The 22,455-nt window shown below is 61.4% G+C and carries 18 protein-coding genes; 8 read left to right on the forward strand and 10 right to left on the reverse strand.

All coding sequences use genetic code 11. The annotated features are described in order from the left end of the window. Window positions 1–74: 74 nt before the first annotated feature. Both UB48_RS17500 and UB48_RS17505 read right to left on the reverse strand, forming a co-directional pair. Window positions 75–962, reverse strand: a complete 888-nt coding sequence (locus UB48_RS17500; protein ID WP_045199360.1) for a lysophospholipid acyltransferase — start codon at window positions 960–962, stop codon at window positions 75–77. Window positions 963–1,001: 39 nt separating this feature from the next. After that, entirely contained in the window at window positions 1,002–1,553 is a 552-nt protein-coding gene (locus UB48_RS17505; RefSeq protein ID WP_045199362.1) for a DNA-3-methyladenine glycosylase I, read from the reverse strand. An 82-nt stretch (window positions 1,554–1,635) separates the two neighbouring features. On the opposite strand from UB48_RS17505, the gene glyQ reads away from it, so the two are divergent. From glyQ to UB48_RS17525, 4 genes are all read left to right on the forward strand, one after another. Beyond that, a complete protein-coding gene (gene glyQ, locus UB48_RS17510; protein ID WP_045199646.1) occupies window positions 1,636–2,583 on the forward strand; it encodes a glycine--tRNA ligase subunit alpha in 948 nt (315 codons plus the stop codon). Then, window positions 2,580–4,634 carry a glycine--tRNA ligase subunit beta gene (glyS, locus tag UB48_RS17515; protein ID WP_045199365.1) on the forward strand — a complete coding sequence of 685 codons (2,055 nt, stop codon included), beginning with the start codon at window positions 2,580–2,582 and terminating at the stop codon, window positions 4,632–4,634. The genes glyQ and glyS overlap by 4 nt, the downstream gene beginning before the upstream one ends. 3 nt (window positions 4,635–4,637) lie before the next feature. After that, entirely contained in the window at window positions 4,638–5,171 is a 534-nt protein-coding gene (gmhB, locus tag UB48_RS17520) for a D-glycero-beta-D-manno-heptose 1,7-bisphosphate 7-phosphatase (protein ID WP_045199367.1), read from the forward strand. 61 nt (window positions 5,172–5,232) lie between these two features. Continuing rightward, window positions 5,233–6,003 (forward strand): 1-acyl-sn-glycerol-3-phosphate acyltransferase, encoded by a 771-nt coding sequence (locus UB48_RS17525; RefSeq protein WP_045199369.1) that lies wholly within the window; start codon window positions 5,233–5,235, stop codon window positions 6,001–6,003. A 174-nt stretch (window positions 6,004–6,177) separates the two neighbouring features. Here the strand turns inward: UB48_RS17525 and UB48_RS17530 are convergent, their stop codons facing one another. Beyond that, window positions 6,178–7,800, reverse strand: a complete 1,623-nt coding sequence (locus UB48_RS17530; protein ID WP_045199370.1) for an MFS transporter — start codon at window positions 7,798–7,800, stop codon at window positions 6,178–6,180. Window positions 7,801–7,900: 100 nt separating this feature from the next. Then, the gene (locus UB48_RS17535; RefSeq protein WP_045199372.1) at window positions 7,901–9,550 is read right to left on the reverse strand and encodes a GMC family oxidoreductase; all 1,650 of its coding nucleotides are present in this window, start codon (window positions 9,548–9,550) and stop codon (window positions 7,901–7,903) included. A 137-nt stretch (window positions 9,551–9,687) separates the two neighbouring features. On the opposite strand from UB48_RS17535, the gene UB48_RS17540 reads away from it, so the two are divergent. Beyond that, complete coding sequence (locus UB48_RS17540; RefSeq protein ID WP_045199374.1) at window positions 9,688–10,575, forward strand: LysR family transcriptional regulator; 888 nt, start codon at window positions 9,688–9,690, stop codon at window positions 10,573–10,575. Between the two features lie 4 nt (window positions 10,576–10,579). On the opposite strand, the gene UB48_RS17545 is transcribed toward UB48_RS17540, so the two are convergent. Genes UB48_RS17545 through UB48_RS17555 form a run of 3 tightly spaced genes read right to left on the reverse strand, consistent with a single transcriptional unit; the run spans window position 10,580 to window position 13,593 of the window. Beyond that, a complete protein-coding gene (locus UB48_RS17545) occupies window positions 10,580–11,398 on the reverse strand; it encodes a sulfite exporter TauE/SafE family protein (RefSeq protein WP_045199376.1) in 819 nt (272 codons plus the stop codon). Next, a complete protein-coding gene (locus UB48_RS17550) occupies window positions 11,395–12,672 on the reverse strand; it encodes an FAD/NAD(P)-binding oxidoreductase (protein ID WP_045199378.1) in 1,278 nt (425 codons plus the stop codon). The genes UB48_RS17545 and UB48_RS17550 overlap by 4 nt, the downstream gene beginning before the upstream one ends. A 36-nt stretch (window positions 12,673–12,708) precedes the next feature. Further along, window positions 12,709–13,593, reverse strand: a complete 885-nt coding sequence (locus UB48_RS17555; protein ID WP_045199380.1) for an MBL fold metallo-hydrolase — start codon at window positions 13,591–13,593, stop codon at window positions 12,709–12,711. A 239-nt stretch (window positions 13,594–13,832) separates the two neighbouring features. Here UB48_RS17555 and UB48_RS17560 point away from each other — a divergent pair, with 239 nt between their 5' ends. The 3 genes from UB48_RS17560 to UB48_RS17570 all read left to right on the forward strand — a co-directional run bounded on the left by UB48_RS17560 (window position 13,833) and on the right by UB48_RS17570 (window position 17,709). Next, window positions 13,833–15,146: a sigma-54-dependent Fis family transcriptional regulator gene (locus tag UB48_RS17560; protein WP_045199382.1), complete on the forward strand. Its 1,314-nt coding sequence runs from the start codon at window positions 13,833–13,835 to the stop codon at window positions 15,144–15,146. A 152-nt stretch (window positions 15,147–15,298) separates the two neighbouring features. Continuing rightward, window positions 15,299–16,804: a DUF3300 domain-containing protein gene (locus tag UB48_RS17565; RefSeq protein WP_045199384.1), complete on the forward strand. Its 1,506-nt coding sequence runs from the start codon at window positions 15,299–15,301 to the stop codon at window positions 16,802–16,804. Window positions 16,805–16,818: 14 nt separating this feature from the next. Beyond that, on the forward strand, window positions 16,819–17,709 hold the full coding sequence (locus tag UB48_RS17570) for a DUF2950 domain-containing protein (RefSeq protein WP_045199386.1): 891 nt from the start codon (window positions 16,819–16,821) through the stop codon (window positions 17,707–17,709). Between the two features lie 90 nt (window positions 17,710–17,799). Here the strand turns inward: UB48_RS17570 and gyrB are convergent, their stop codons facing one another. The 3 genes from gyrB to dnaN are packed head-to-tail and all read right to left on the reverse strand — an operon-like array spanning window position 17,800 to window position 22,448. Further along, window positions 17,800–20,217: a DNA topoisomerase (ATP-hydrolyzing) subunit B gene (gene gyrB, locus UB48_RS17575; RefSeq protein WP_045199388.1), complete on the reverse strand. Its 2,418-nt coding sequence runs from the start codon at window positions 20,215–20,217 to the stop codon at window positions 17,800–17,802. Between the two features lie 4 nt (window positions 20,218–20,221). Next, the gene (gene recF / locus UB48_RS17580) at window positions 20,222–21,325 is read right to left on the reverse strand and encodes a DNA replication/repair protein RecF (protein WP_010222707.1); all 1,104 of its coding nucleotides are present in this window, start codon (window positions 21,323–21,325) and stop codon (window positions 20,222–20,224) included. Window positions 21,326–21,344: 19 nt separating this feature from the next. After that, window positions 21,345–22,448 carry a DNA polymerase III subunit beta gene (gene dnaN / locus UB48_RS17585; protein WP_038997897.1) on the reverse strand — a complete coding sequence of 368 codons (1,104 nt, stop codon included), beginning with the start codon at window positions 22,446–22,448 and terminating at the stop codon, window positions 21,345–21,347. Window positions 22,449–22,455: the final 7 nt, after the last annotated feature.

A 22,455-nucleotide genomic window follows, 5' to 3' on the forward strand; every position in this document is an offset into this window, starting at 1 on the left:
GATCAAGACAGTTGCTCCCACAACTGATGGCCAAACTCGATCCTGTGGGAGCTGGCTTGCCAGCGATAGGGCCCTCAATACCAGCGCGGCTCGCCCGGCGGGCGCTTCTTGAAGCGCTTCATGCTCCACATGTACTGGCTCGGATACGCCCGCACATAGCGCTCGACCACCTGGCTCATGGCCGCCGCCGAGGTCTCGGTGTCTTCGCTGTACATCGCCTCGGGCGCGGCTTCCAGGATGACCTTGAAGCCCGAGCCATCCGGCAGGCGCAAGGCATGCAGGAACACCCCGACCGCCTTGCCGCCAGCGAGCATGTTCGGCACGAACTTGCTGGTCAGCGCCTTGGTGGCGAAGAACGGCACGAAGATACCCGCCGACTCGGCCGGCTCCGGGTCGGCCGGAATGCCCACCTGACCGCCTTTGCGCACTTCCTTGATGATGCTCAGGATGCCTTCCTTGGTCGACGCCGCGACGCGGTTGCCCAATTGCACGCGCTGTTCGCGCAGCAGGTCATCGACCGCCTTGAGCTTGGGCGGGCGGTAGAAAATGATCGGTTTGCACTGGCTGCAATAGAAGTGGTTGAGCACTTCCCAATTGCCCAGGTGGCTGGTGATGCCAACCACGCCCTTGCCCGAGGCCAGGGCCGCCTCGAGCACTTCCAGGCCTTCGACCTCGCGCACCAGGTCGAGCGAACGCCGGGCCGGCCAGATCCAGGCGCAGGCGCTTTCGGTAAAGGACTTGCCGATGTCCATCAGGGTCCGGCCCACCAGTTGCTCACGGGCAACCGGGTCCATTTCCGGGAAGCATTTGGCCAGGTTGATGCGCACCACGTTGCGCGAACTGTTCGGCACCTTCCACATGATCCAGCCGATGGCCGCGCCGACCCGCTGTACCGCGCCCCAAGGGAGCTTGGCAAACAACCGTAACGCCCCGACCATCAAGGCGCCCTTGAATTTATCCACAGGCTGGTTCCTCTTTCTGCAAGCCGGCCATTGTAACCCTCAGCGCAGCAGAGCGGCGTAGCGATCACAATCGGTGGTGTGGTCCATGACCATGCCGGTGGCCTGCATGAAGGCATAGCAAATGGTCGGTCCGACAAAGGTGAAGCCAGCTTTCTGCAGCGCTTTGCTCATTGCCTTGGCCTCGTCGGTGACCGCCGGCACCTCGCTGCGCTGGACGAAATGATTGATCTTCGGCGCGCCGCCGACGAACGACCAGAGCCATTGCCCGGGGTTTTCCAGCGCCAGCCAGGCCCGCGCATTGCGCCGCGCGGCGTTGAGCTTGAGGCGGTTACGGATGATGCCCGGATCAAGCATGCGCTCTTCAATTTCGTCGTCGCTCATCTGCGCCAGACGCTCTGGGTCGAAGCCGAACAGCACCTGGCGGTAGCGTTCGCGCTTTTTCAGCACGGTAATCCACGACAACCCGGCCTGGAAGCCTTCGAGCAGGAGCATCTCGAACAGCTGGCGCGGATCGCGCTGCGGCGTGCCCCATTCCTGGTCGTGGTACGCCTGGTAAAGCGGATCGTCGGTACACCAAAAGCAACGTGGCATAAGGCTCCAAGGGTAGAGGCCTGCGCGAATCGGGTTATACTCCCGCTCTTTATATTCGCAGCCCTAGAAACAGGTGAATTTCGTGAGCCAGCCTACGCCAGCCGTGCGTACCTTCCAAGACTTGATCCTCGCCCTGCAGAACTACTGGGCCGAGCAAGGTTGTGTGGTGCTTCAGCCCTACGATATGGAAGTAGGCGCCGGCACTTTCCATACTGCCACGTTCCTGCGCGCCATCGGCCCGGAAACCTGGAACGCCGCCTATGTGCAGCCTAGCCGTCGTCCGGCGGATGGCCGTTATGGCGAAAACCCGAACCGCCTGCAGCACTACTATCAGTTCCAGGTGGTCCTCAAGCCGAACCCGGCGAACTTCCAGGAACTGTACCTGGGCTCGCTGAAAGCCATCGGCCTCGACCCGCTGGTGCACGACATCCGTTTCGTCGAAGACAACTGGGAATCGCCGACCCTCGGCGCCTGGGGTCTGGGTTGGGAAATCTGGCTCAACGGCATGGAAGTCACCCAGTTCACCTACTTCCAGCAAGTGGGCGGCATCGAATGCTTCCCGGTCACTGGTGAAATCACCTACGGCCTGGAGCGCCTGGCCATGTACCTGCAGGGCGTAGATTCGGTCTACGACCTGATCTGGACCGACGGCCCGTTCGGCACGGTGACCTACGGCGACGTGTTCCACCAGAACGAAGTGGAGCAGTCGACCTACAACTTCGAGCACGCCAACGTCGAGAAGCTGTTCGAACTGTTCGACTTCTACGAAAGCGAAGCCAACCGCCTGATCGAGCTGGAACTGCCGCTGCCGACCTATGAAATGGTCCTCAAGGCCTCGCACACCTTCAACCTGCTCGATGCCCGTCGCGCCATCTCGGTGACCGAGCGTCAGCGTTACATCCTGCGCGTACGGACCCTGGCCCGCGCCGTGGCCCAGAGCTACCTGCAAGCCCGCGCCAAGCTGGGCTTCCCGATGGCGTCCCCTGAATTGCGTGATGAAGTGTTGGCTAAGCTGGAGGCTGCACAATGAGTGCTCAAGATTTCCTGGTTGAACTGGGCACCGAAGAACTGCCACCCAAGGCCCTGAGCAGCCTCGGTGACGCCTTCCTCGCCGGTATCGAGAAAGGCCTGCAGGCCGCTGGCCTGAACTACACCGACAAGCAGGTGTTCGCCGCGCCGCGCCGCCTGGCCGTACTCATCCGCAACCTCGACACCCAGCAGCCGGACCGCAGCGTCAACCTCGACGGCCCGCCGCGTCAGGCCGCCTTCGACGCTGACGGCAACCCGACCCAGGCCGCCCTGGGTTTTGCCAAGAAGTGCGGTGTAGAGCTGTCGGATATCGACCAGAGCGGCGCCAAGCTGCGCTTCTCCCAGCACATTCCGGGCAAGGCCACCGCCAGCCTGCTGCCAACCATCGTCGAAGACTCGCTCAACGACCTGCCGATCCCCAAGCGCATGCGCTGGGGTGCGCGCAAGGAAGAGTTCGTGCGTCCAACCCAGTGGCTGGTGATGCTGCTCGGTGACGAGGTGGTCGACTGCACCTTGCTGGCGCAGAAAGCCGGTCGCGAATCCCGTGGCCACCGCTTCCACCACCCGGAAAACGTGCGCATCAGCGCCCCGGCCAATTACCAGGAAGACCTGCGCAAGGCCTACGTCCTGGCCGATTTTGCCGAGCGCCGCGAGCTGATCAGCAAGCGTACCGCCGAACTCGCCCTGCAGCAGGAAGGCAGCGCCATCGTGCCGCCAGCCCTGCTCGATGAAGTGACCGCCCTGGTTGAATGGCCTGTGCCGCTGGTGTGCTCGTTCGAAGAGCGCTTCCTGGAAGTGCCGCAAGAAGCGCTGATCACCACCATGCAGGACAACCAGAAGTACTTCTGCCTGCTGGATGCCGACGGCAAGCTGCTGCCGCGCTTCATCACCGTGGCCAACGTTGAGAGCCGCGATCCGAAGCAGATCGTCGAAGGCAACGAGAAGGTCGTGCGCCCGCGCCTGACCGACGCCGAGTTCTTCTTCAAGCAAGACAAGAAGCAGCCGCTGGAAAGCTTCAACGAGCGCCTGCAGAACGTGGTGTTCCAGGCCCAGTTGGGCAGCGTCTTCGACAAGGCCGAGCGGGTTGCCAAACTGGCCGCCTTCATCGCCCAGCGCATCGGCGGCGACGCCCAGCGCGCGGCGCGTGCAGGTTTGCTGTCGAAGTGCGACCTGGCCACCGAGATGGTCGGTGAATTCCCTGAAATGCAGGGTGTTGCCGGTTACTACTACGCCCTCAACGACGGCGAGCCGCAAGACGTCGCCCTGGCCCTGAACGAGCAGTACATGCCGCGCGGTGCCGGTGCCGAACTGCCGTCGACCCTGACCGGCGCGGCCGTAGCGATTGCCGACAAGCTCGACACCCTGGTCGGTATCTTCGGTATCGGCATGCTCCCGACCGGTAGCAAAGACCCCTATGCCCTGCGTCGTGCAGCGCTGGGCGTACTGCGCATCCTGATCGAGAAGCAGCTGGACCTGGACCTGAACGAAGCAGTGAACTTCGCCGTCAGCCAGTTCGGTGCCAAGGTCAAGGCCGCAGGCCTGGCCGAGCAGGTGCTGGAATTCGTCTTCGATCGTCTGCGTGCCCGTTACGAAGACGAGGGCATTGACGTTGCCACCTACCTGTCGGTGCGTGCCCTCAAGCCAGGCTCGGCCCTGGACTTCGACCAGCGCGTGCAGGCCGTACAGGCCTTCCGCCAGCTGCCGGAAGCCGCAGCGCTGGCCGCGGTGAACAAGCGCGTGTCAAACCTGCTGAGCAAGGCCGAAGGCGCTGTCGCCACCACAGTCGAGCCGAAGTACTTCGACAACGCCAACGAGTTCTCCCTGTACTCGGCGATCCAGCAAGCCGACCAGGCCGTTCAGCCAATGGCTGCGGCGCGCCAGTACAGCGAGTCGCTAGCACGCCTGGCAGCGCTGCGTGAACCGGTCGACGCCTTCTTCGAGGCGGTGATGGTCAATGCCGACGACGCCAATGTCCGCGCCAACCGTTATGCCCTGCTCAGCCGCCTGCGCGGTCTGTTCCTGGGCGTGGCCGACATTTCGCTGCTGGGGTAAGTCTTGAAGCTGCTGATTCTCGATCGGGACGGGGTGATCAACCAGGACTCCGACGCCTACATCAAGTCGCTGGACGAGTGGATTCCGATCCCGGGTTCGATCGAAGCGATTGCGCAGTTGAGCAAAGCCGGCTGGACGGTGGCGGTGGCCACCAACCAGTCCGGCATTGCCCGTGGCTACTACGACCTGCCGACCCTCGAGGCCATGCACGGGCAATTGCGCACGCTGGTGGCCGAGCAGGGCGGCGAGGTCGGGCTGATCGTCTATTGCCCGCACGGGCCCGATGAGGGCTGCGCCTGCCGCAAACCCAAGCCGGGCATGCTCACCACCATTGCCGCGCACTACGGCGTGAATCTGACCGGCGTGTGGTTTGTCGGTGATAGTAAGGGTGACCTGGAAGCCGCTTTGGCCGTCGATGCTCAACCAGTTCTGGTAAAAACCGGAAAAGGCGAGAAGACCCTGAGCAAGGGAATTCCAGAAAACACGCTGATTTTCGATGATCTGGCAGCCATCGCCAGAGAACTTATCCACAAATAGCGCGCCTGCATAACAGGCGCACTTTTACTAGGCGGGCAAGCCCGCAACGGTACATGCCGCTATGTCGATCTTGCAGGCGATCAGAATTTTTCTTTTTTACCTGCTGCTGGGTACCAGCTCCTTGCTGTGGTGCACCCTGAGCTTTTTTATCGCGCCGTTTTTGCCTTTCAGCGCCCGCTACCGCTTCATCAACGTCTACTGGTGCCGCTTTGCGCTGGTGTTGGTACGGGTGTTTCTCAACATCAAGGTCAAGGTCACCGGGGCTGAAAACATCCCCAAGCAACCCTGTGTGATCCTCTCTAACCACCAGAGCACCTGGGAAACCTTTTTCCTTTCCGCCTATTTCTCGCCCTTGAGCCAAGTGCTCAAGCGTGAACTGCTGTACGTGCCGTTCTTCGGCTGGGCCATGGCCATGCTGCGGCCGATCGCCATTGACCGCGATAACCCCAAGGCAGCCTTGAAGCAAGTCGCCAGCAAGGGCGATAAATTGCTCAAGGAGAACGTCTGGGTGCTGATCTTCCCCGAAGGCACCCGTGTGCCGTTCGGCCAGATTGGCAAGTTCTCGCGCAGCGGGGCCGCGTTGGCGGTCAACGCTGGCCTACCGGTACTGCCGATCGCCCACAACGCCGGCAAGTTCTGGCCCAAGCAGGGCTGGGGCAAACGTGCCGGCACCATCGAGGTGGTAATTGGCGCCCCGATGTTTGCCGAAGGCAGCGGCCCACGGGCGATTGCCGAGTTAAACGATCGTGCTGCAGCCTGGAATGAACAGACCCAGCGCGAGCTCGGCTCACTGCCTGCAGCGGCGCCGAACGCGGCGCAGGGCGTGGCCTGACCGATCTGTGGATAACTTGTGTACAGTATTTGGATTTCTTAACGAAAAATGCGCTAAGTGATTAATTTAGCTACTTATTTCTCTGTATGACTGTTTTCTGAAAATCGTGCATAAGTTTTTTCGCGGCATAAAAAAACCGGCGCTTACGCCGGTTTTTTTTATGCCTGCAAATCCTCACACCTTGTCGATATCCACATCACGGGTTTCTTTCAGGCAGAACAGCCCCACCACCAGGCTGATACCGGTGATCAGCACCGGGTACCAGAGCCCGTAGAAGATGTCGCCGGTGTACACCACCAGGGCAAAGGACACGGTGGGCAGGAAGCCGCCGAACCAGCCGTTGCCAATGTGGTAGGGCAGCGACATCGAGGTGTAGCGGATACGCGTTGGGAACAGCTCGACCATCACCGCCGCCAGCGGGCCGTAGGTCATGGTCGCGATCAGGATCATGGCGACGATCAGCACCACCACCATCGGCTGGTTGACGCTGGCTGGATCGGCCTTGGCCGGGTAGCCGGCTTTTTCGATCGCTGCACGCAGGGCTGCTTCGTCAAACCCATTGATCTTCTGCTCGCCAATGCTCACCACCACTTCGGCACCAGCAGCCGCTTCAGCCGAGCTGTAGGGCAGGCCCTGTTTGACCAGGAAGGTTTTGACCTTGTCGCAGGGGCTGTCAAAACGCGCCTTGCCCACCGGATCGAACTGGAAGGTGCAGCCTTGCGGATCGGCCATCACCACAATCGGGGCCTGGCGGCTGGCGGCGTCGATCTGCGGGTTGGCGTAATGGCTCAGAGCCTTGAACAGTGGGAAGTACAGTACCGTGGCCAGCAGCAAGCCGAGCATCAGGATTGGCTTGCGCCCGACCCGGTCCGACAACCAACCGAAGAACACGAAGAACGGCGCGCCGATCACCACGCTGATAATCAGCAAAGTGTTGGCCTGGGCCGGGTCCATCTTGAGCATCTGGGTAAGAAAGAACAGCACATAGAACTGCGCGGTGTAGAAGGTCACCGCTTGCCCGGCGTTGATGCTGAACAGGGCAGTGAGTACTACCTTGAGGTTGGGCCAGGAGCCGAACGATTCACGGATCGGCGCTTTACTGGCCTTGCCCTGGGCCTTCATCTTCACGAAGGCTGGCGACTCGTGCATGCTCATGCGGATCCAGGTGGAAATCCCCAACAGCACGATCGACAGCAGGAACGGCAGGCGCCAGCCCCAGACTTCGAACTGGTCGCCACTGATGTAACGGCTGCCGAGCACCACCAGCAGCGACAACAGCAGGCCGAGGGTCGCGGTGGACTGGATAAAACCGGTGTGGAAGCCGCGTTTGCCAGGTGGTGCGTGTTCGGCAACATAAGTCGCCGCGCCGCCGTACTCACCACCGAGCGCCAGGCCCTGCAGCATGCGCAACACCACCAGAATGATCGGTGCAGCAATGCCAATGCTGGCGTAGGTCGGCAACAGGCCGACGGCAAAGGTCGACAAGCCCATCAGCACGATGGTCACCAGGAAGGTGTACTTGCGCCCGATCATGTCGCCCAGGCGGCCGAACACCAACGCGCCGAAGGGCCGCACGAGAAAGCCGGCGGCAAAGGCCATCAAGGCAAAGATAAAGGCAGTGGTGTCGTTCACCCCGGCAAAGAACTGCTTGCTGATGACCGCAGCCAATGCCCCATAAAGAAAAAAGTCATACCACTCGAAAACTGTCCCGAGGGATGACGCGAAAATGATCTTGCGTTCTTCCCGGCGGCTGGTGCTCGCCGTTGCAGCGCCCTGCTCTTGAATGTAATCCGACATCGTTGCTGTCCTCGGCCTGCAGGCCCCAGTGATTATTCTTGTTGTTCCACTGTCGACGCCGGCAGACTGCGTCCGGCGTCGTTGTTGCTACGCACCCTGGTCAGGGCGTCGGTACTGCGTTTTTTTCATCGATGCGGCTTGTGGATAAGCTTTCCCGGCGAATCAATTGCGCCGCCTTTTCGGCAATCATCAGGGTAGGGGAGCAGGTATTGCCGGAGACGATTTGCGGCATGATCGAGGCGTCGGCAACCCGCAACCCCGGCACGCCGTGCACGCGCAACTGGTCGTCGACCACATCCAGCGGCCCGTTGCCCATGCGGCAGGTGCCTACCGGGTGGAAAATGGTAGTGCCGATCTGCCCGGCGGCTTCATGCAACTGCTGTTCGCTTTGCAGGTCGGTGCCTGGCAGATACTCGCGCGGGCTGAACGCCGCCAGGGCAGGGGCCTGGACGATCTTGCGGGTCAGGCGAATGGCTTGGGCGGCGACGCGCAGGTCTTCAGGGTCACTCAGGTAGTTGGGGTCGATCAGTGGCGCGTCGTCCGGGTTGGTCGAGCGGATATCGATGCGTCCGCGGCTGGCCGGGCGCAGGTTGCACACCGAGGCGGTAAACGCCGGGAAGCGGTGCAGCGGCTCGCCAAAGCGCTCCAGCGACAAGGGCTGCACGTGGTACTGCAGGTTGGCCGAAGCCTGCTCCGGACCGGAGCGCACGAACGCCCCCAACTGGCTCGGCGCCATCGCCAGCGGGCCGCTGCGATCGTAAAGGTAACGCAGGCCCATGCCGAGTTTGCCCCAGGGACTGTTGGCAACCTGGTTGAGGGTGCGCGCCTGGGTAACCTGGTAGATCAGACGCAGTTGCAGATGGTCCTGCAGGTTGCCGCCAACCCCGGGCAATTCGTGCCGAACAGTTATCCCCAGGCTCTCGAGCAAGCCACGCGGGCCGATGCCCGAGCGCTGGAGAATACCGGGTGAACCCACGGAGCCGGCACACAGGATAATCTCCCGGCGTGCGCTGAAGTTCTGCCAATTGCCTTGCCAGCGAGCACGTACCTTGGAAGCACGGCCGTCCTCCAGCACTACCTGGTCAACCAGCACATCGGTCAGCACCGTCAGATTGGGGCGGTTGCGAATCGGGCGCAAAAACGCCTTGGCCGAGTTCCAGCGAATGCCGGAACGCTGGTTGACCTGAAAGTATCCACAGCCCTGGTTATCCCCAGTGTTGAAGTCAGCAACGTTAGGGATGCCACTCTGCGCCGCGGCTTCGCGGAAGGCATCGAGGATCGGCCAGGAGTAGCGTTGCTGCTCGACCCGCCACTCGCCTTCGTTGCCATGGGCTTCGCTGGCGCCACCGAAGTGGTTTTCGCTGGCCTTGAACAGTGGCAGCACATCCTTCCAGGCCCAACCGGCATTGCCCTGCTCGGCCCAGCGATCGTAATCGCCCGCCTGACCACGCATGTAGATCATGCCGTTGATCGAAGAGCACCCACCGAGCACCTTGCCCCGTGGATAACCCAGGGCACGGCCATTGAGGCCGGGTTGCGCTTCGGTCTTGAAGCACCAGTCGGTGCGTGGGTTACCGATGCAGTAGAGGTAACCCACCGGAATGTGAATCCAGGGGTAGTTGTCGCGCCCACCCGCTTCGAGCAACAGCACCCGGCAGCCTGGGTCGGCGGATAAGCGATTGGCTAGCAGGCACCCGGCAGGACCGGCACCAACCACCACATAGTCGTAGACAGGATCGGCTGATGGCATGGGCAACCTCGCGCCTGATTATTATTCTTGTCCCAGCCCATGTTATTGATTAATTTCGGGATGAAAACGTTAGATTTCACTCAAGTGCTGTGCGTTTTAACACAACGTCCGTGAACACCTGATTCACAAGGAAAAGCATGTTCGACTGGAATGATCTGCGGTTTTTTCTCGAGTTGCAGCGCAGCGGCCGGCTGCTGACTGCGGCCAAACGTCTGAACACCACCCACAGCACCGTGGCCCGGCATATCGACAATATCGAGCAGAGCCTGGGTACCGCCTTGTTCGTCCAGCACGCCCAGGGCTACGAACTGACGCCCTCCGGCCAGGCCCTGCTCAAGCATGCCGAAGCCATGGAAAACGTCGCCCTGCTGGCCCAGGAAGAAATCACCCAGGCCATCACCCCGCTGGGCAAGATTCGCCTGGGAGTCACCGAAGGCATCGGCATCATGTTCTTCACCCCGCGCATGGGCAGCCTGTTCGAACGCTACCCAGGCCTTGAGGTGGAGCTGGTGGCGGTACCGCGGTTTGTCAGCATTCTCAACCGCGAAGCGGAGATCAGCATTCACCTGGAGCGGCCCAACGCCGACCTGTTGATAACCCGCAAACTTACCGATTACCGTCTGGCGCTGTACGCCAGCCCCGAGTACCTGGCCCAGGCACCAGCGCTCAATCACCGCGAAGACCTGGCCAAGCACAGCTGGATCGGCTACGTCGACGACCTGCTGTTCAGCCAGGAGTTGCTGTTTTTGAACAGCTTCTGCCGGGCACCCAACGTGGTGTTTCGCAGCACCAGCGTGATCGCCCAGCAACAAGCGGCCCGCGCCGGCCTGGGCATTGCCGTGTTGCCCAACTACATGGCCCGCCACGATCCGGCGCTGGTGCGGGTGCTGCCCAGCGAGACCATCCAGCGTAGCTACTGGATCTGTACCCGCCGTGAGCTGCACAAGTCGGTGCGCCTGCGCGTGGTCTGGGATTTTCTCCTGGCCCTGTGCGCGCAGGAGCAGGACGCCTTGCTGGCGGAGTAGGGCCTCAGCCGCCCAGGGTTTTCGCCGCCAACAGCACTGCCGCACAGATACCCACGGTCGCAAACATCTGCTGCAGTCGTGGCCCGGCCAGTTTGCTGGCGACCTGACGCGCCAGCAGCAGCCCGAGCACCGCACCGCCGGCAAACGGCGCGCCCACAGACCAATGCATGACGCCGCCAACCGTGGCGCTGACCACGCTGCCGGTCGATACCAGGGCGATCACCGCCAGCGAAGTGGCAACGATGCTCTTCATGTCCAGGTTGGTGTAACGGCTCAGCGCCGGGATGATCACAAAGCCGCCGCCAACCCCGAGCAGCCCCGACAGCAATCCGGACATCGCGCCGGTAAACGCCAGGGCGCGGGCGCAGGGCAGAGTCCAGCGCAGCCGCCCCTGCAAGGGGTTGAGCACACAGGGCATGACCATGCGTTGGCCCAGTGGTGGCTGACCACGAAGTTCGCGGTGCGCCTTGAGCAGCATGCGTGCACAGGCATAGACCAGCACCACGGCGAAAGTCAGAGCCAACGGCCCGTTCGGTAAGCGTTGGGCAAGCATCAAGCCGAAGGGCGCAATCGCAATGCCGATCACCGCCACAAACAACGCCGCACGATAACGCACCAGACCTTGGCGCAGGCCCAACAGGGCACCCACCGCCGCCGCCATGCCGACGGCGAGCAAGCCGACTGGCGCCGCCTCGACCATCGACAAGCCCAGACCGAATACCAGCAAGGGTACGGCCAGAATGCCGCCACCGGCGCCGGTCAGCGCCAGCACCGCACCAATGATCGCGCCCAGCCCAGCCGCAAGAAATTGATGCTCGATCACCGCAGGCCCTCGGCGGCAACCCGCGGCTTGGCCAGCCACTCACGGCCCTTGAGCATGCACCGCCAGTACAGCGGTGGCAGGATCTGCGCCTTCAGAAGCCAAGCCAGGCGCGTTGGCCGGCGACCATCGAGCAGCCAGCGCGGGAAACTCGGCGCCAGCTTGCCGCCATAGGTAAATTCGGCCAGCACGATCTTGCCGCGTTCGACAGTCAACGGGCAGGAGCCATAACCATCGTAGTGGGCGAGGTTGGGCAGGCGCCCCAGCGCCACCAGCACATTGTTGGCCACCACCGGCGCTTGCTTGCGCGCAGCCGCTGCAGTCTTGGCATTGCTGGTGTTGATGCCATCGCCCAAGGCGTGGATGTTGCCATAGCGTTTATGACGCAAGGTAGCCGGATCGACATCGATCCAGCCGGCCTGGTCAGCCAGCGGGCTGTTGCGAATAAAATCAGGGGCAACCTGCGGCGGCACCACATGCAGCATGTCGAAAGGCTGCACCCGGGTTTCGCTGCTGCCATCGGGCAAGGTGCGCACAAAGGTAGCGCGCTTGCCCGGGCCATCGACCGCCACCAGGCGATGCGCGTACCGCAGGTCTACCGCGTACTTGTCGATGTACTCCATCAAGGCCGGCACATAGTCAGGCACCCCGAACAGCACGCCACCGGCATTGAAAAACTGCGCCTGGATGTTGCCCAGCCGACCGTTGCGCAGCCAGTGGTCACACGACAGGTACAGGGCCTTTTGCGGTGCGCCGGCACATTTGATCGGCATCGGCGGCTGGGTGAACAACGCCCGGCCTTCACGCAGGTTCTGCACCAGTTGCCAGGTGTAGGGCGCCAGGTCATAGCGGTAGTTGGAAGTCACACCGTTACGCCCAAGGGTTTCGCTCAAGCCCTCGATGGCATCCCAGTCGAGCTTCAGCCCAGGGCAGACCACCAGCTGTTCGTAACTGAGCAGTCGCCGGTCATTCAGCGTCACCGTTTGCGCCTGCGGATCAAAGCTCTCGACCCGCGCCTTGATCCACTGCACGCCGCCGGGAATGGTCGAGGCCATGGTGCGCGCCGTCGAAGGCGCCTGGAAGATACCGGCGCCGACCATGGTCCAGCCCGGTTGGTAGTAGTGCACATCGGCCGGATCGATGATCGCGACATCCAGCGAAGGGTCGCGGCAGATCAAGCTGGAGGCGGCAGCGACACCGGCAGCACCGGCACCGACGATCAGCACTTTATGGTGGTCGCCTTTCGGCACCTCGGCAGGGGAGGGTTGAGCAAGCATGGCAGGGTCCTTCTAATAATAATTCTGGGGTGAAACTCAGAGCACGTTGAGCGGGATTTTCAGGTAGCGCACTCCGTTGTCTTCAGGTTCAGGTAGTTGGCCGCTGCGCATGTTGATCTGCACCGAAGGCAGGATCAGCACCGGCATCTCCAGGGTGGCGTCGCGGGCTTCGCGCATGCTGACGAAGCTGTCTTCGCTGATGCCTTCACGGATGTGGATGTTGCTGGCGCGCTGTTCGGCCACCGTGGTCATGTAGCGCAGTTCGCGGCCACCCGGCAGGTAGTCGTGGCACATGAACAGGCGCGTCTCGGCGGGCAGGGCAAGGATGCGCTGGATCGAGCGATACAAAGTGCGCGCACTGGCGCCAGGGAAGTCGCAACGGGCGGTGCCGTAATCGGGCATGAACAGCGTGTCGCCGACAAAGGCGATGCTTTGCCCGTCGACCTCCACCACGTAGGTCATGCACGCCGGCGTGTGGCCGGGCGTGTGCAGGGCACGTGCCTTGAGGTTGCCGATAGTGAAGGGCTGCTCGTCGTCGAACAGCACATCGAACTGGCTGCCATCGCGGGCGAAGCCGCCATCGGCATTGAACAGCGCACCGAAGACTTTCTGCACCTGGGTGATCTGGCTGCCAATGGCAATCTGGCCGCCCAGCGCCTGCTTGAGGTAAGCCGCCGCCGACAGGTGATCGGCGTGCACGTGGGTTTCGAGAATCCACTGGACCTTGCCGCCCAGTTCAGTCACCCGCTCGATCAGCTTGTCTGCCGAAGCACTGCTGGTGCGTCCGGACTTCGGATCGTAATCCAGCACACTGTCGATCAAGGCACAGTCACCACTGCTCCGGTCCATCAGCAAATAGCTGATGGTCGAGGTGACACTGTCGAACAGTGCCTCCACATACAAGTTGCCGCCGATGATCATCTACCACGCTCCGAATTCATCACAGGTGCCAGCTATCAAGCCTTGCTGGCAATGGATAGGCTGTCATCAAGATATGTGCCATCGAACCGGTAGGCTGTTTCCCAATGTTCGCGGGCTGCGTAGGGAAAAGCACTGCCAGACTGTCAGCATAGTTGGCAGTGACATGGCAGCAGTTGGCAGTTTTTGGCAGTCACTGGCAGCTTCAGTTAAGCTTCGCCCGAGCTTGCCCAGGTGTCGCCATGTCCTTCTCGTCCACTGTTGTTCCTCATCCTGCTGTGCAGGCTTTGGTGTCCTACCTCGAACACGACGCCCAGCCGACCATCGTGCTGGACACCGACTACAACATTCTTGCCGCCAACGGCGCCTACCGACGCCAGTTCGGCATCGACGGCCAACCGCCCATCGGCGCCAAGTGCCACCGGGTGTCCCATCACTACGCCGTGCCTTGCGACCAGGCCGGCGAACACTGCCCGATGCGCAAGGCCTGGGACAGCCGTGTCCCCGAGCGTGTTCTACATGTGCACCACACCCCGCGCGGGCCGGAACATGTGGATGTCGAGTTGCGCCCGATCCTCGATGAGCAAGGTGAGGTGGTGGCGTTCGTCGAGCGCCTGACCCGCATCACCGTCGCCTCGGCGCAGCCCCAGCAACAAGGCTTGGTCGGCCGCTCAGCGGCGTTCCAGGAAGCACTGGCCAGCCTGCAGCGCGCGGCACCTGCGCAAATTCCGGTGTTACTCCAGGGTGAATCCGGGACCGGCAAAGAGTTGTTTGCGCGCGCTCTGCACCTGGGCAGCCCTCGAGCCAGCGGCCCACTGGTGGTGGTCGACTGCACCGGCCTGACTGAGTCGTTATTCGAGAGCGAGCTATTCGGTTACGAGAAGGGCGCCTTTACCGGCGCTCATCAGCGCAAGATCGGCCTGGCGGAAGCGGCTCATGGCGGCACCTTGTTCCTCGATGAAATCGGCGAAGTACCGTTGGCGATGCAGGTCAAACTGCTGCGCCTGATCGAGTCTGGCAGCTTTCGCCCGGTCGGCAGCCTGCGTACGGTTCACTCCGACTTCAGGCTGGTTTCGGCGACCCACAAACCGCTCAAGGAAATGGCTGCAACGGGCAGCTTCCGTGAAGACCTGTATTACCGCATCAGCGGTTTTCCGATCCGCTTGCCGGCATTGCGCGAACGGGTCGACGATCTGCCGTTATTGATCGAGAGCCTGTTGCAACGGATGGCAGGGGCGGCGGCACCGAAGGTCAACCCAGATGCGATGAATCGACTGAGCTTGTACGCCTATCCTGGCAACATTCGCGAGCTGCGTAATATCCTCGAACGAGCGCGGCTGTTCGCCGACGACGGACTGATACGTGCCGAGCACCTGCCTGCTGAGCTCGGTTCGAGACTTGAGCCGGCGCCAAGCATCAGCCGCCGCAGCAAAGACAACCTCGGGCAACTGGCCCAGGCCCTGGACAGCTTCAATGGATCACGCAGCGAGCTGGCGCGTCACCTGGGCATGAGTGAACGCACTTTGTACCGGCGCCTGCGCGAACTGGGTCTTTGAGACTGACGCAAGACAACCAACTGCGGCTTTTTCTTCTACGCTGAAACTGCTCACCCACCGCAGAGCGTTCCATGCGTCGATTGCCGAGTCGGTAACCAGGTGCCAGGACGCCTGACGTTCCGCTCTGTCTTTTCTGCCACAGGAGCATCGTCATGTCTTCCTGCCTTCACCGGGCGATCCTGCTCAGCATCGCCATGCTCGCGCTTTCTGGTTGTTTCGAAGAGGACGCGCAACCCAAGGCCACGGCTACGGCACCCGCAGCGGCTGCACCGGCTACACCAGCCGCGCCGGCGGCGCCGAGCGAGGCGGTGTTCAGCACCGAACAGCTTGATCAAATGCTCGCACCGTTGGCGTTGTATCCGGACGCTTTACTCGCACAGGTGCTGATGGCCACCACCTATCCAGGCAATGTCGCCGACGCGGTTGCCTGGTCCAAGGCGCATCCGAACGTCAGCGGTGATGCCGCGGTCAAGCAGGTCGCCGAGCAACCTTGGGACCCCAGCGTGCAATCCTTGGTGGCTTTCCCGCAGGTGCTGGCGACACTTGGTCAGGACCCGGTCTGGGTGCAGCGCGTCGGCGATGCCTTTCTCGCCCAGCCCGACGCGGTGATGAACTCGGTGCAGCGCCTGCGCGCCAAGGCCAAGGCTGCCGGGCACCTGGAGTCCAACGAACAGCAGACGGTTATCGTGCAACCATCAAGCGCCCCCGCAGGCGGCACGACCACGGTGGTACAAGGTGCCGCGCCGGCACAGACTATCGTTATCCAGCCGACCAACCCGCAGGTTGTATACGTACCAAGCTACAACCCCTCCGTGGTGTACGGCAGTTGGTCCTCGCCGTCCTACCCACCCGCGTATTATCCGCCGCCACCGGGTTATGCCATCGGCACGGCGTTAGCCTCCGGCCTGGCTTTTGGTGCAGGCGTCGCAATCGTCAATTCACTCTGGGGGGATTGCGACTGGGACGATCATGACGTCGATATCAACGTCAATCGCTACAACAACATCAACAACGTCAACCGCAGGCTCGATGCCAACCAGAACACCTGGCGCCATAATCCTGCGTATCGCGACGGCGTCCCGTACCGCGACCAGGCCAGTCGAGCCCAGTTCGACCGACGCTTACCCGGCAGTGCAGAGCGCACAGCCTACCGCGGTGACACCCCAGCCCGGGTCGAAGATCGCGCACGAGCCCGTGAAACCCTGACACAGCGCGGCATCGAAGCACCGGCAACCAGCAACCTTGAAGCCCGCCAACGGGTGCAGAGTGCCGACCGCGAGCGCGCCCAACAGCGCCTGGAAAAACAGGGCATCAACCCGTCCGGCAATGCACGCGAGCGTGCTCAGGTTGCCGACCGCCAACTGAAAAATGACGGTCAGGCCCGCCAGCGAGCACAGGCGCCGCAGAACAACCGCCAGCCTCAGCAGGCGGGGCGCAACCAACAAGTACGCCAGCAAGCCCGTCAGCAACATGTTAGCGCCCAGGCACCGCGCAACAATGCGTTGGCCGGTGTGCGCAACCCTTCGCAGTCACGCATCGCAAGCAATCGTGGCCAGCTCAGCCAACGCAGCGCCAGCCGACCATCTGCAGCCGCTGCGGGCCACCAGGTACAACGACCCGCGCGGATGCAATCCGGCGGTGGCGGCCGTCGCCGTTGAGAGGAGAATCAGTCATGAATGCTGCTAGCCGAATTGTGCTGATTCTGCTGCTGTGCTGGACGTCCAGCAGCTACGCTCAGGAACATTTCCCACACCCCGAAGCCGCCGGTGAAGCACTGGTGCAGGCGCTTGGTAGCGAAAAGGCCGATAGCCAACTGTTGGCGAAATTGCTTGGCAACGACTGGGAGAGTTACATCCCGACCAAGAACATCGATCGCAAAGATGTCGATGCCTTTCTCGCCCTCTACAAGGAAAAACATCAGGTTCAGTCCGACAACCCGAAGCGTGCACATCTGGTCGTCGGCGACACGCCCTGGGTGTTCCCGATTCCCATCAGACACAGTACTGACGGTTGGGCATTCGACACCAAAGCCGGCGCCGCGGAAATCCGCCTGCGCCGCATCGGACGCAACGAGCTGGCGACCATTCAATCAGTGCGCGCCTATCACGACGCGCAGATGGATTACGCCGAGGTTGATCGCAATGACGATGGGATATTCGAGTACGCGCAGAAACTCATCAGCAGCGACGGGCAGTTCGACGGTTTGTACTGGCCGCAAGAGGAGGGCGTCGAAGAAAGCCCGCTCGGACCGCTTTTTGGTGATACCGCAACGGGCGATGATTGGCACGGCTACCACTATCGCATCCTCACTGGCCAAGGCCCTTCGGCGCCGGGCGGCGCCTATGACTACAAGATCGGTAATCACATGACCCGCGGCTTTGCCGTGATCGCCTGGCCGGCGGACTATGGCGACACGGGCGTGATGAGCTTCATGATCAGCCACGACGGCGAACTGTTCGAGAAAGACCTCGGCCGCGACAGCGCCAAGCGCGCTGCCGCGATTACCCGTTTCGACCCCGACAGCAGTTGGAGCGAAGTAAAGGACGAAGAAGAGGGGCGCTGAACCGAACAGCTCAACACAGGAAAACCAGCACAACAAAAAGCCCGCGTGAGCGGGCTTGATGATGTTGCTTTACTTTGAACCTACAGCTGATCAGAAGTCCAGGTTGGACACCGCCAGGGCGTTGCTCTCGATGAACTCACGACGTGGCTCAACGGCGTCGCCCATCAGGGTGTTGAAGATCTGATCGGCAGCGATCGCGTCTTCGATGGTCACCTTGAGCATGCGGCGCACGGTTGGGTCCATGGTGGTTTCCCACAGCTGATCCGGGTTCATCTCACCCAGACCTTTGTATCGCTGGATGGTGTGGCGCTTGGTGCTTTCGGTCATCAGCCAGTCCAGTGCTTCCTTGAACTCGGTGATGGCTTTTTTGCGCTCGCCACGTTGCACGTAGGCGCCTTCGCCCAGCAGGGTGCTCAGCTGTGCGCCAAGGGCGGTGACGGTGCGGTAGTCGTTACTGCCGAAGAAGTCACGGTTGAAGGTGACGTAGCTGGCCAGGCCGTGAGAGGTGATTTCCACTTCCGGCAGCCAGACATTGCGCTCTTTGTCTTCGCGCAGGCTGGCCTTGTACAGCAGGCCGGACTTCTCGCTGGTGCGCAGACGCTCTTCGAATTTGCCCAGCCACTCCTGCATGGCAGCGTGGTCGCCCAACTGCTCCAGCGATACCGCCGGCAGGTAGACGAAGTGCTCGGTCAGCTCCTGCGGGTACAGGCGCGAGAGGCGCTTGAGGGTCTTCATCACGGTGCGGAATTCGTTGACCAGACGCTCTAGCTCGACGCCGGAAACAGGTGGTGCGGATTCGTCCAGGTGCAGGCTGGCATCTTCCAGAGCCGACTGGGTCATGTACTCTTCCATGGCGTCGTCGTCTTTGATGTACTGCTCTTGCTTGCCTTTCTTGACCTTGTACAGCGGTGGCTGGGCAATGTAGATATAGCCACGCTCGACCAGTTCCGGCAGCTGACGGAAGAAGAAAGTCAGCAGCAGGGTACGAATGTGCGAACCGTCGACGTCAGCATCGGTCATGATGATGATGTTGTGATAGCGCAGCTTGTCGATGTTGTACTCTTCGCGGCCGATACCACAGCCCAGCGCGGTGATCAGCGTGCCCACTTCCTGGGACGAGATCATCTTGTCGAAGCGTGCTTTCTCGACGTTGAGGATCTTGCCCTTGAGCGGCAGGATCGCCTGGGTCTTGCGGTTACGACCCTGCTTGGCCGAACCACCCGCGGAGTCACCCTCCACCAGGTACAGTTCGGAAAGGGCAGGGTCCTTCTCCTGGCAGTCCGCCAGTTTGCCCGGCAGGCCGGCGATATCCAGCGCACCTTTGCGGCGAGTCATTTCCCGCGCTTTACGAGCAGCTTCACGAGCACGGGCGGCGTCGATCATCTTGCCGACAACCGCCTTGGCTTCGTTCGGGTTCTCCAGCAGGAAGTCGGAGAAGTACTTGCCCATCTCCTGTTCCACGGCTGTTTTCACTTCCGAGGACACCAGCTTGTCTTTGGTCTGCGAGCTGAACTTCGGATCAGGTACCTTCACCGAGATGATCGCGGTCAGACCTTCACGGGCGTCGTCGCCGGTGGTCGAAACCTTGTTCTTCTTGGCCAGGCCTTCCTGCTCGATGTAGTTGTTCAGGTTACGGGTCAACGCCGAGCGGAAACCGACCAGGTGGGTACCACCGTCGCGCTGCGGAATGTTGTTGGTGAAGCACAACAGGTTCTCGTTGAAGCTGTCGTTCCACTGCAGGGCGATTTCCACGCCCACGCCGTCTTCGCGTTGAACACTGAAGTGGAAGACCTGGTTGACCGGGGTCTTGTTGGTGTTCAGGTACTCGACGAACGCACGCAGACCGCCTTCGTATTTGAAATGTTCTTCTTTACCGGAGCGCTCGTCCTTCAGCAGGATGCCGACGCCGGAGTTGAGGAAGGACAGTTCGCGAATCCGCTTGGCCAGGATGTCCCAGCTGAAGTGGATGTTCTTGAAAGTTTCAGCCGACGGCTTGAAGTGGATATGGGTACCGGTGGTTTCACTGTCGCCAACGATTTTCATCGGCGCTTGTGGAACACCGTGGACGTAAGTCTGTTCCCAGATCTTGCCACTGCGGCGAACGGTGAGGATCAACTGTTCGGAAAGGGCGTTAACCACCGACACACCTACACCGTGCAGACCGCCGGATACTTTGTAGGAGTTGTCATCGAACTTACCGCCGGCGTGGAGGACGGTCATGATGACCTCGGCAGCAGATACGCCTTCCTCTTTGTGCACGTCGACCGGAATGCCGCGACCGTTGTCGCGAACACTGATGGATTCGTCTGGGTGAATAATTACGGTGATGTCATCGCAGTGGCCGGCGAGTGCCTCGTCGATCGAGTTATCGACCACCTCGAACACCATGTGGTGCAGGCCGCTACCATCATCGGTGTCGCCAATGTACATACCGGGACGCTTGCGCACGGCATCTAGCCCTTTCAGCACTTTAATGCTGGAGGAGTCGTACGTTTGATTTTCGCTCATGCCTTCACTCCCGATGGTCGTGGGTCTGGGTGATACGGCCCTGTTCCACGTGGAACAAAGCAACTGGCGTTTCCGTCTGCCAGCCTTCCCTCAATAATTCTTGATCTACACAGGTGATAAACACCTGGCAGCGTAAGTCTTCCAACAAGCGACAAAGTGCGCGGCGGTGCTGGTCGTCGAGTTCCGACGGCAAGTCATCCACCAGATAAATACATTGGCCGCGACGCGCTTGGCTAACCAGATGGCCTTGAGCAATACGCAATGCACAGACCACCAGCTTCTGCTGGCCGCGAGACAAAATGTCAGCCGCGTTATGGGCGCCGAGTCTCAGGCGCAGGTCTGCACGTTGTGGGCCGGCCTGGGTGTGACCCATGTGCTGATCACGTTGCAGGGAGGAGGCGAGCACTTCACTGAGTTCGCGATCCTTGTCCCAGCCACGGTAATAGCTCAGGGTCAGCCCTTCGAGCTCGACCAAATCGCTCAGGGTTTGCTCAAAGACTGGCTTCAAGGCCTTGATGTAGTTGCGACGGTATTCATCTATTTCCGCGCTGGCCAGGCACAGTTCCCGGTCCCAGGCCGCTTGCGAAACAGCGTCAAGTGTACCATGCCGCAACCATGAGTTCCGCTGCCGCAAAGCCTTCTGCAGGCGTTGCCAAGTGGCCATGAAGCGGGGTTCCACGTGGAACACCCCCCAATCGAGGAACTGCCGGCGTATTTTCGGCGCGCCTTCGAGCAGGCGAAAGCTGTCCGGATTGATCAGTTGCAGGGGCAGAATCTCTGCCAACTGGGCTGCACTGCGAGCATTCTGCCCATCGATGCGAATGGTGAACTCACCTTGCCGATCCCGCGAAATCCCCAGGTTGCTGGAACCGCCTTCACTTAACTCGACCTGGCCGAACACAGTACAAGCCAATTGCTCGTACTGAATCACCGGTGTCAGGCGGGTGCTGCGAAACGAACGGGCCAGGCCCAACAGATGAACGGCTTCCAGCACGCTGGTTTTACCGCTGCCGTTGGCGCCGTACAGGATATTGATGCGGGGGGAGGGAGAGAAGGTCACCGGGTGCAGGTTACGCACCGCGGTGACAGAAACGCGACTGAGGGACATCTAGAGTCTGCTGGACAAATTACAGACGCATCGGCATGACAACGTAAGCGGAGTCGTCGTTGTCAGCTTCCTGCAGCAGGGCGCTGCTGTTGGAGTCCGACAGGATCAGACGAACCTGCTCAGTGGTCATGACACCCAGGACGTCGAGCAAGTAGCTGACGTTAAAGCCGATTTCCAGCGAGCTACCGTTGTACTCGACGCTGATTTCTTCTTCCGCTTCTTCCTGCTCAGGGTTGTTGGCCTGGATCTTCAACTGGGCATTGGCCAGTTGCAGACGGATGCCGCGGTACTTCTCGTTGGACAGAATCGCGGTACGGCTGAAGGCCTCGCGCAGTGCCTGGCGGTCACCGACGACCAGCTTGTCACCGCCCTTGGGCAGCACGCGCTCGTAGTCCGGGAACTTGCCATCGACCAGCTTCGAGGTGAAGGTGAACTCACCAGTAGTAGCACGAATGTGATGCTGACCCAGCACGATGCTGACCATGCCATCCGGCTCAGTAAGCAGGCGCGCCAGTTCGAGGATACCTTTGCGCGGCACGATGACTTGGTGGCGATCAGCCTGGCCGATATCGGCACGCATCGAGCACATGGCCAGACGGTGACCGTCGGTGGCGACAGCGCGCAGGGTGTCGGTGGACACTTCCAGCAGCATGCCGTTGAGGTAGTAGCGCACGTCCTGCTGGGCCATGGCGAAGCTGGTGCGCTCGATCAAGCGGCGCAGACGGCTTTGCTCCAGGTTGCAGGTCAGCGAGCCTGGGCCTTCTTCAACAGTCGGGAAGTCATTGGCCGGCAGGGTCGACAGGGTGAAGCGGCTGCGGCCAGCCTTGACCACGAGCTTCTGCTCATCGAGCTTGATGTCGATCAGCACGTCGTTGGGCAGGCTTTTGCAGATGTCCATCAGCTTGCGCGCAGGCACGGTGATTTCGCCTGGCTCGGCCGGCTCTTCCAGTTGCACGCGGCCAACCAGTTCCACTTCCAGGTCAGTACCGGTCAGCGACAATTGCTGACCCTGTACCACCAGCAGTACGTTGGACAGTACCGGCAAGGTCTGGCGGCGCTCGACGACGCCTGCGACCAGTTGCAGGGGTTTCAACAGGGCTTCGCGTTGAATGGTGAAATGCATGGTCTAG

The sequence above is a fragment of the Pseudomonas sp. 2(2015) genome (genome assembly GCF_000955865.1).
Taxonomy (GTDB): domain Bacteria; phylum Pseudomonadota; class Gammaproteobacteria; order Pseudomonadales; family Pseudomonadaceae; genus Aquipseudomonas.

Bases quoted from the DNA above. Each gene is read 5' to 3' on its own strand.
- gyrB (WP_045199388.1), bottom strand. From the start codon at position 20,217: ATGAGCGAAAATCAAACGTACGACTCCTCCAGCATTAAAGTGCTGAAA.
- UB48_RS17530 (WP_045199370.1), bottom strand. From the start codon at position 7,800: ATGTCGGATTACATTCAAGAGCAGGGCGCTGCAACGGCGAGCACCAGC.
- UB48_RS17560 (WP_045199382.1), top strand. From the start codon at position 13,833: ATGTCCTTCTCGTCCACTGTTGTTCCTCATCCTGCTGTGCAGGCTTTG.
- UB48_RS17570 (WP_045199386.1), top strand. From the start codon at position 16,819: ATGAATGCTGCTAGCCGAATTGTGCTGATTCTGCTGCTGTGCTGGACG.
- UB48_RS17535 (WP_045199372.1), bottom strand. From the start codon at position 9,550: ATGCCATCAGCCGATCCTGTCTACGACTATGTGGTGGTTGGTGCCGGT.
- UB48_RS17505 (WP_045199362.1), bottom strand. From the start codon at position 1,553: ATGCCACGTTGCTTTTGGTGTACCGACGATCCGCTTTACCAGGCGTAC.
- glyS (WP_045199365.1), top strand. From the start codon at position 2,580: ATGAGTGCTCAAGATTTCCTGGTTGAACTGGGCACCGAAGAACTGCCA.
- UB48_RS17540 (WP_045199374.1), top strand. From the start codon at position 9,688: ATGTTCGACTGGAATGATCTGCGGTTTTTTCTCGAGTTGCAGCGCAGC.
- UB48_RS17555 (WP_045199380.1), bottom strand. From the start codon at position 13,593: ATGATCATCGGCGGCAACTTGTATGTGGAGGCACTGTTCGACAGTGTC.
- UB48_RS17550 (WP_045199378.1), bottom strand. From the start codon at position 12,672: ATGCTTGCTCAACCCTCCCCTGCCGAGGTGCCGAAAGGCGACCACCAT.
- dnaN (WP_038997897.1), bottom strand. From the start codon at position 22,448: ATGCATTTCACCATTCAACGCGAAGCCCTGTTGAAACCCCTGCAACTG.
- recF (WP_010222707.1), bottom strand. From the start codon at position 21,325: ATGTCCCTCAGTCGCGTTTCTGTCACCGCGGTGCGTAACCTGCACCCG.
- UB48_RS17525 (WP_045199369.1), top strand. From the start codon at position 5,233: ATGTCGATCTTGCAGGCGATCAGAATTTTTCTTTTTTACCTGCTGCTG.
- UB48_RS17565 (WP_045199384.1), top strand. From the start codon at position 15,299: ATGTCTTCCTGCCTTCACCGGGCGATCCTGCTCAGCATCGCCATGCTC.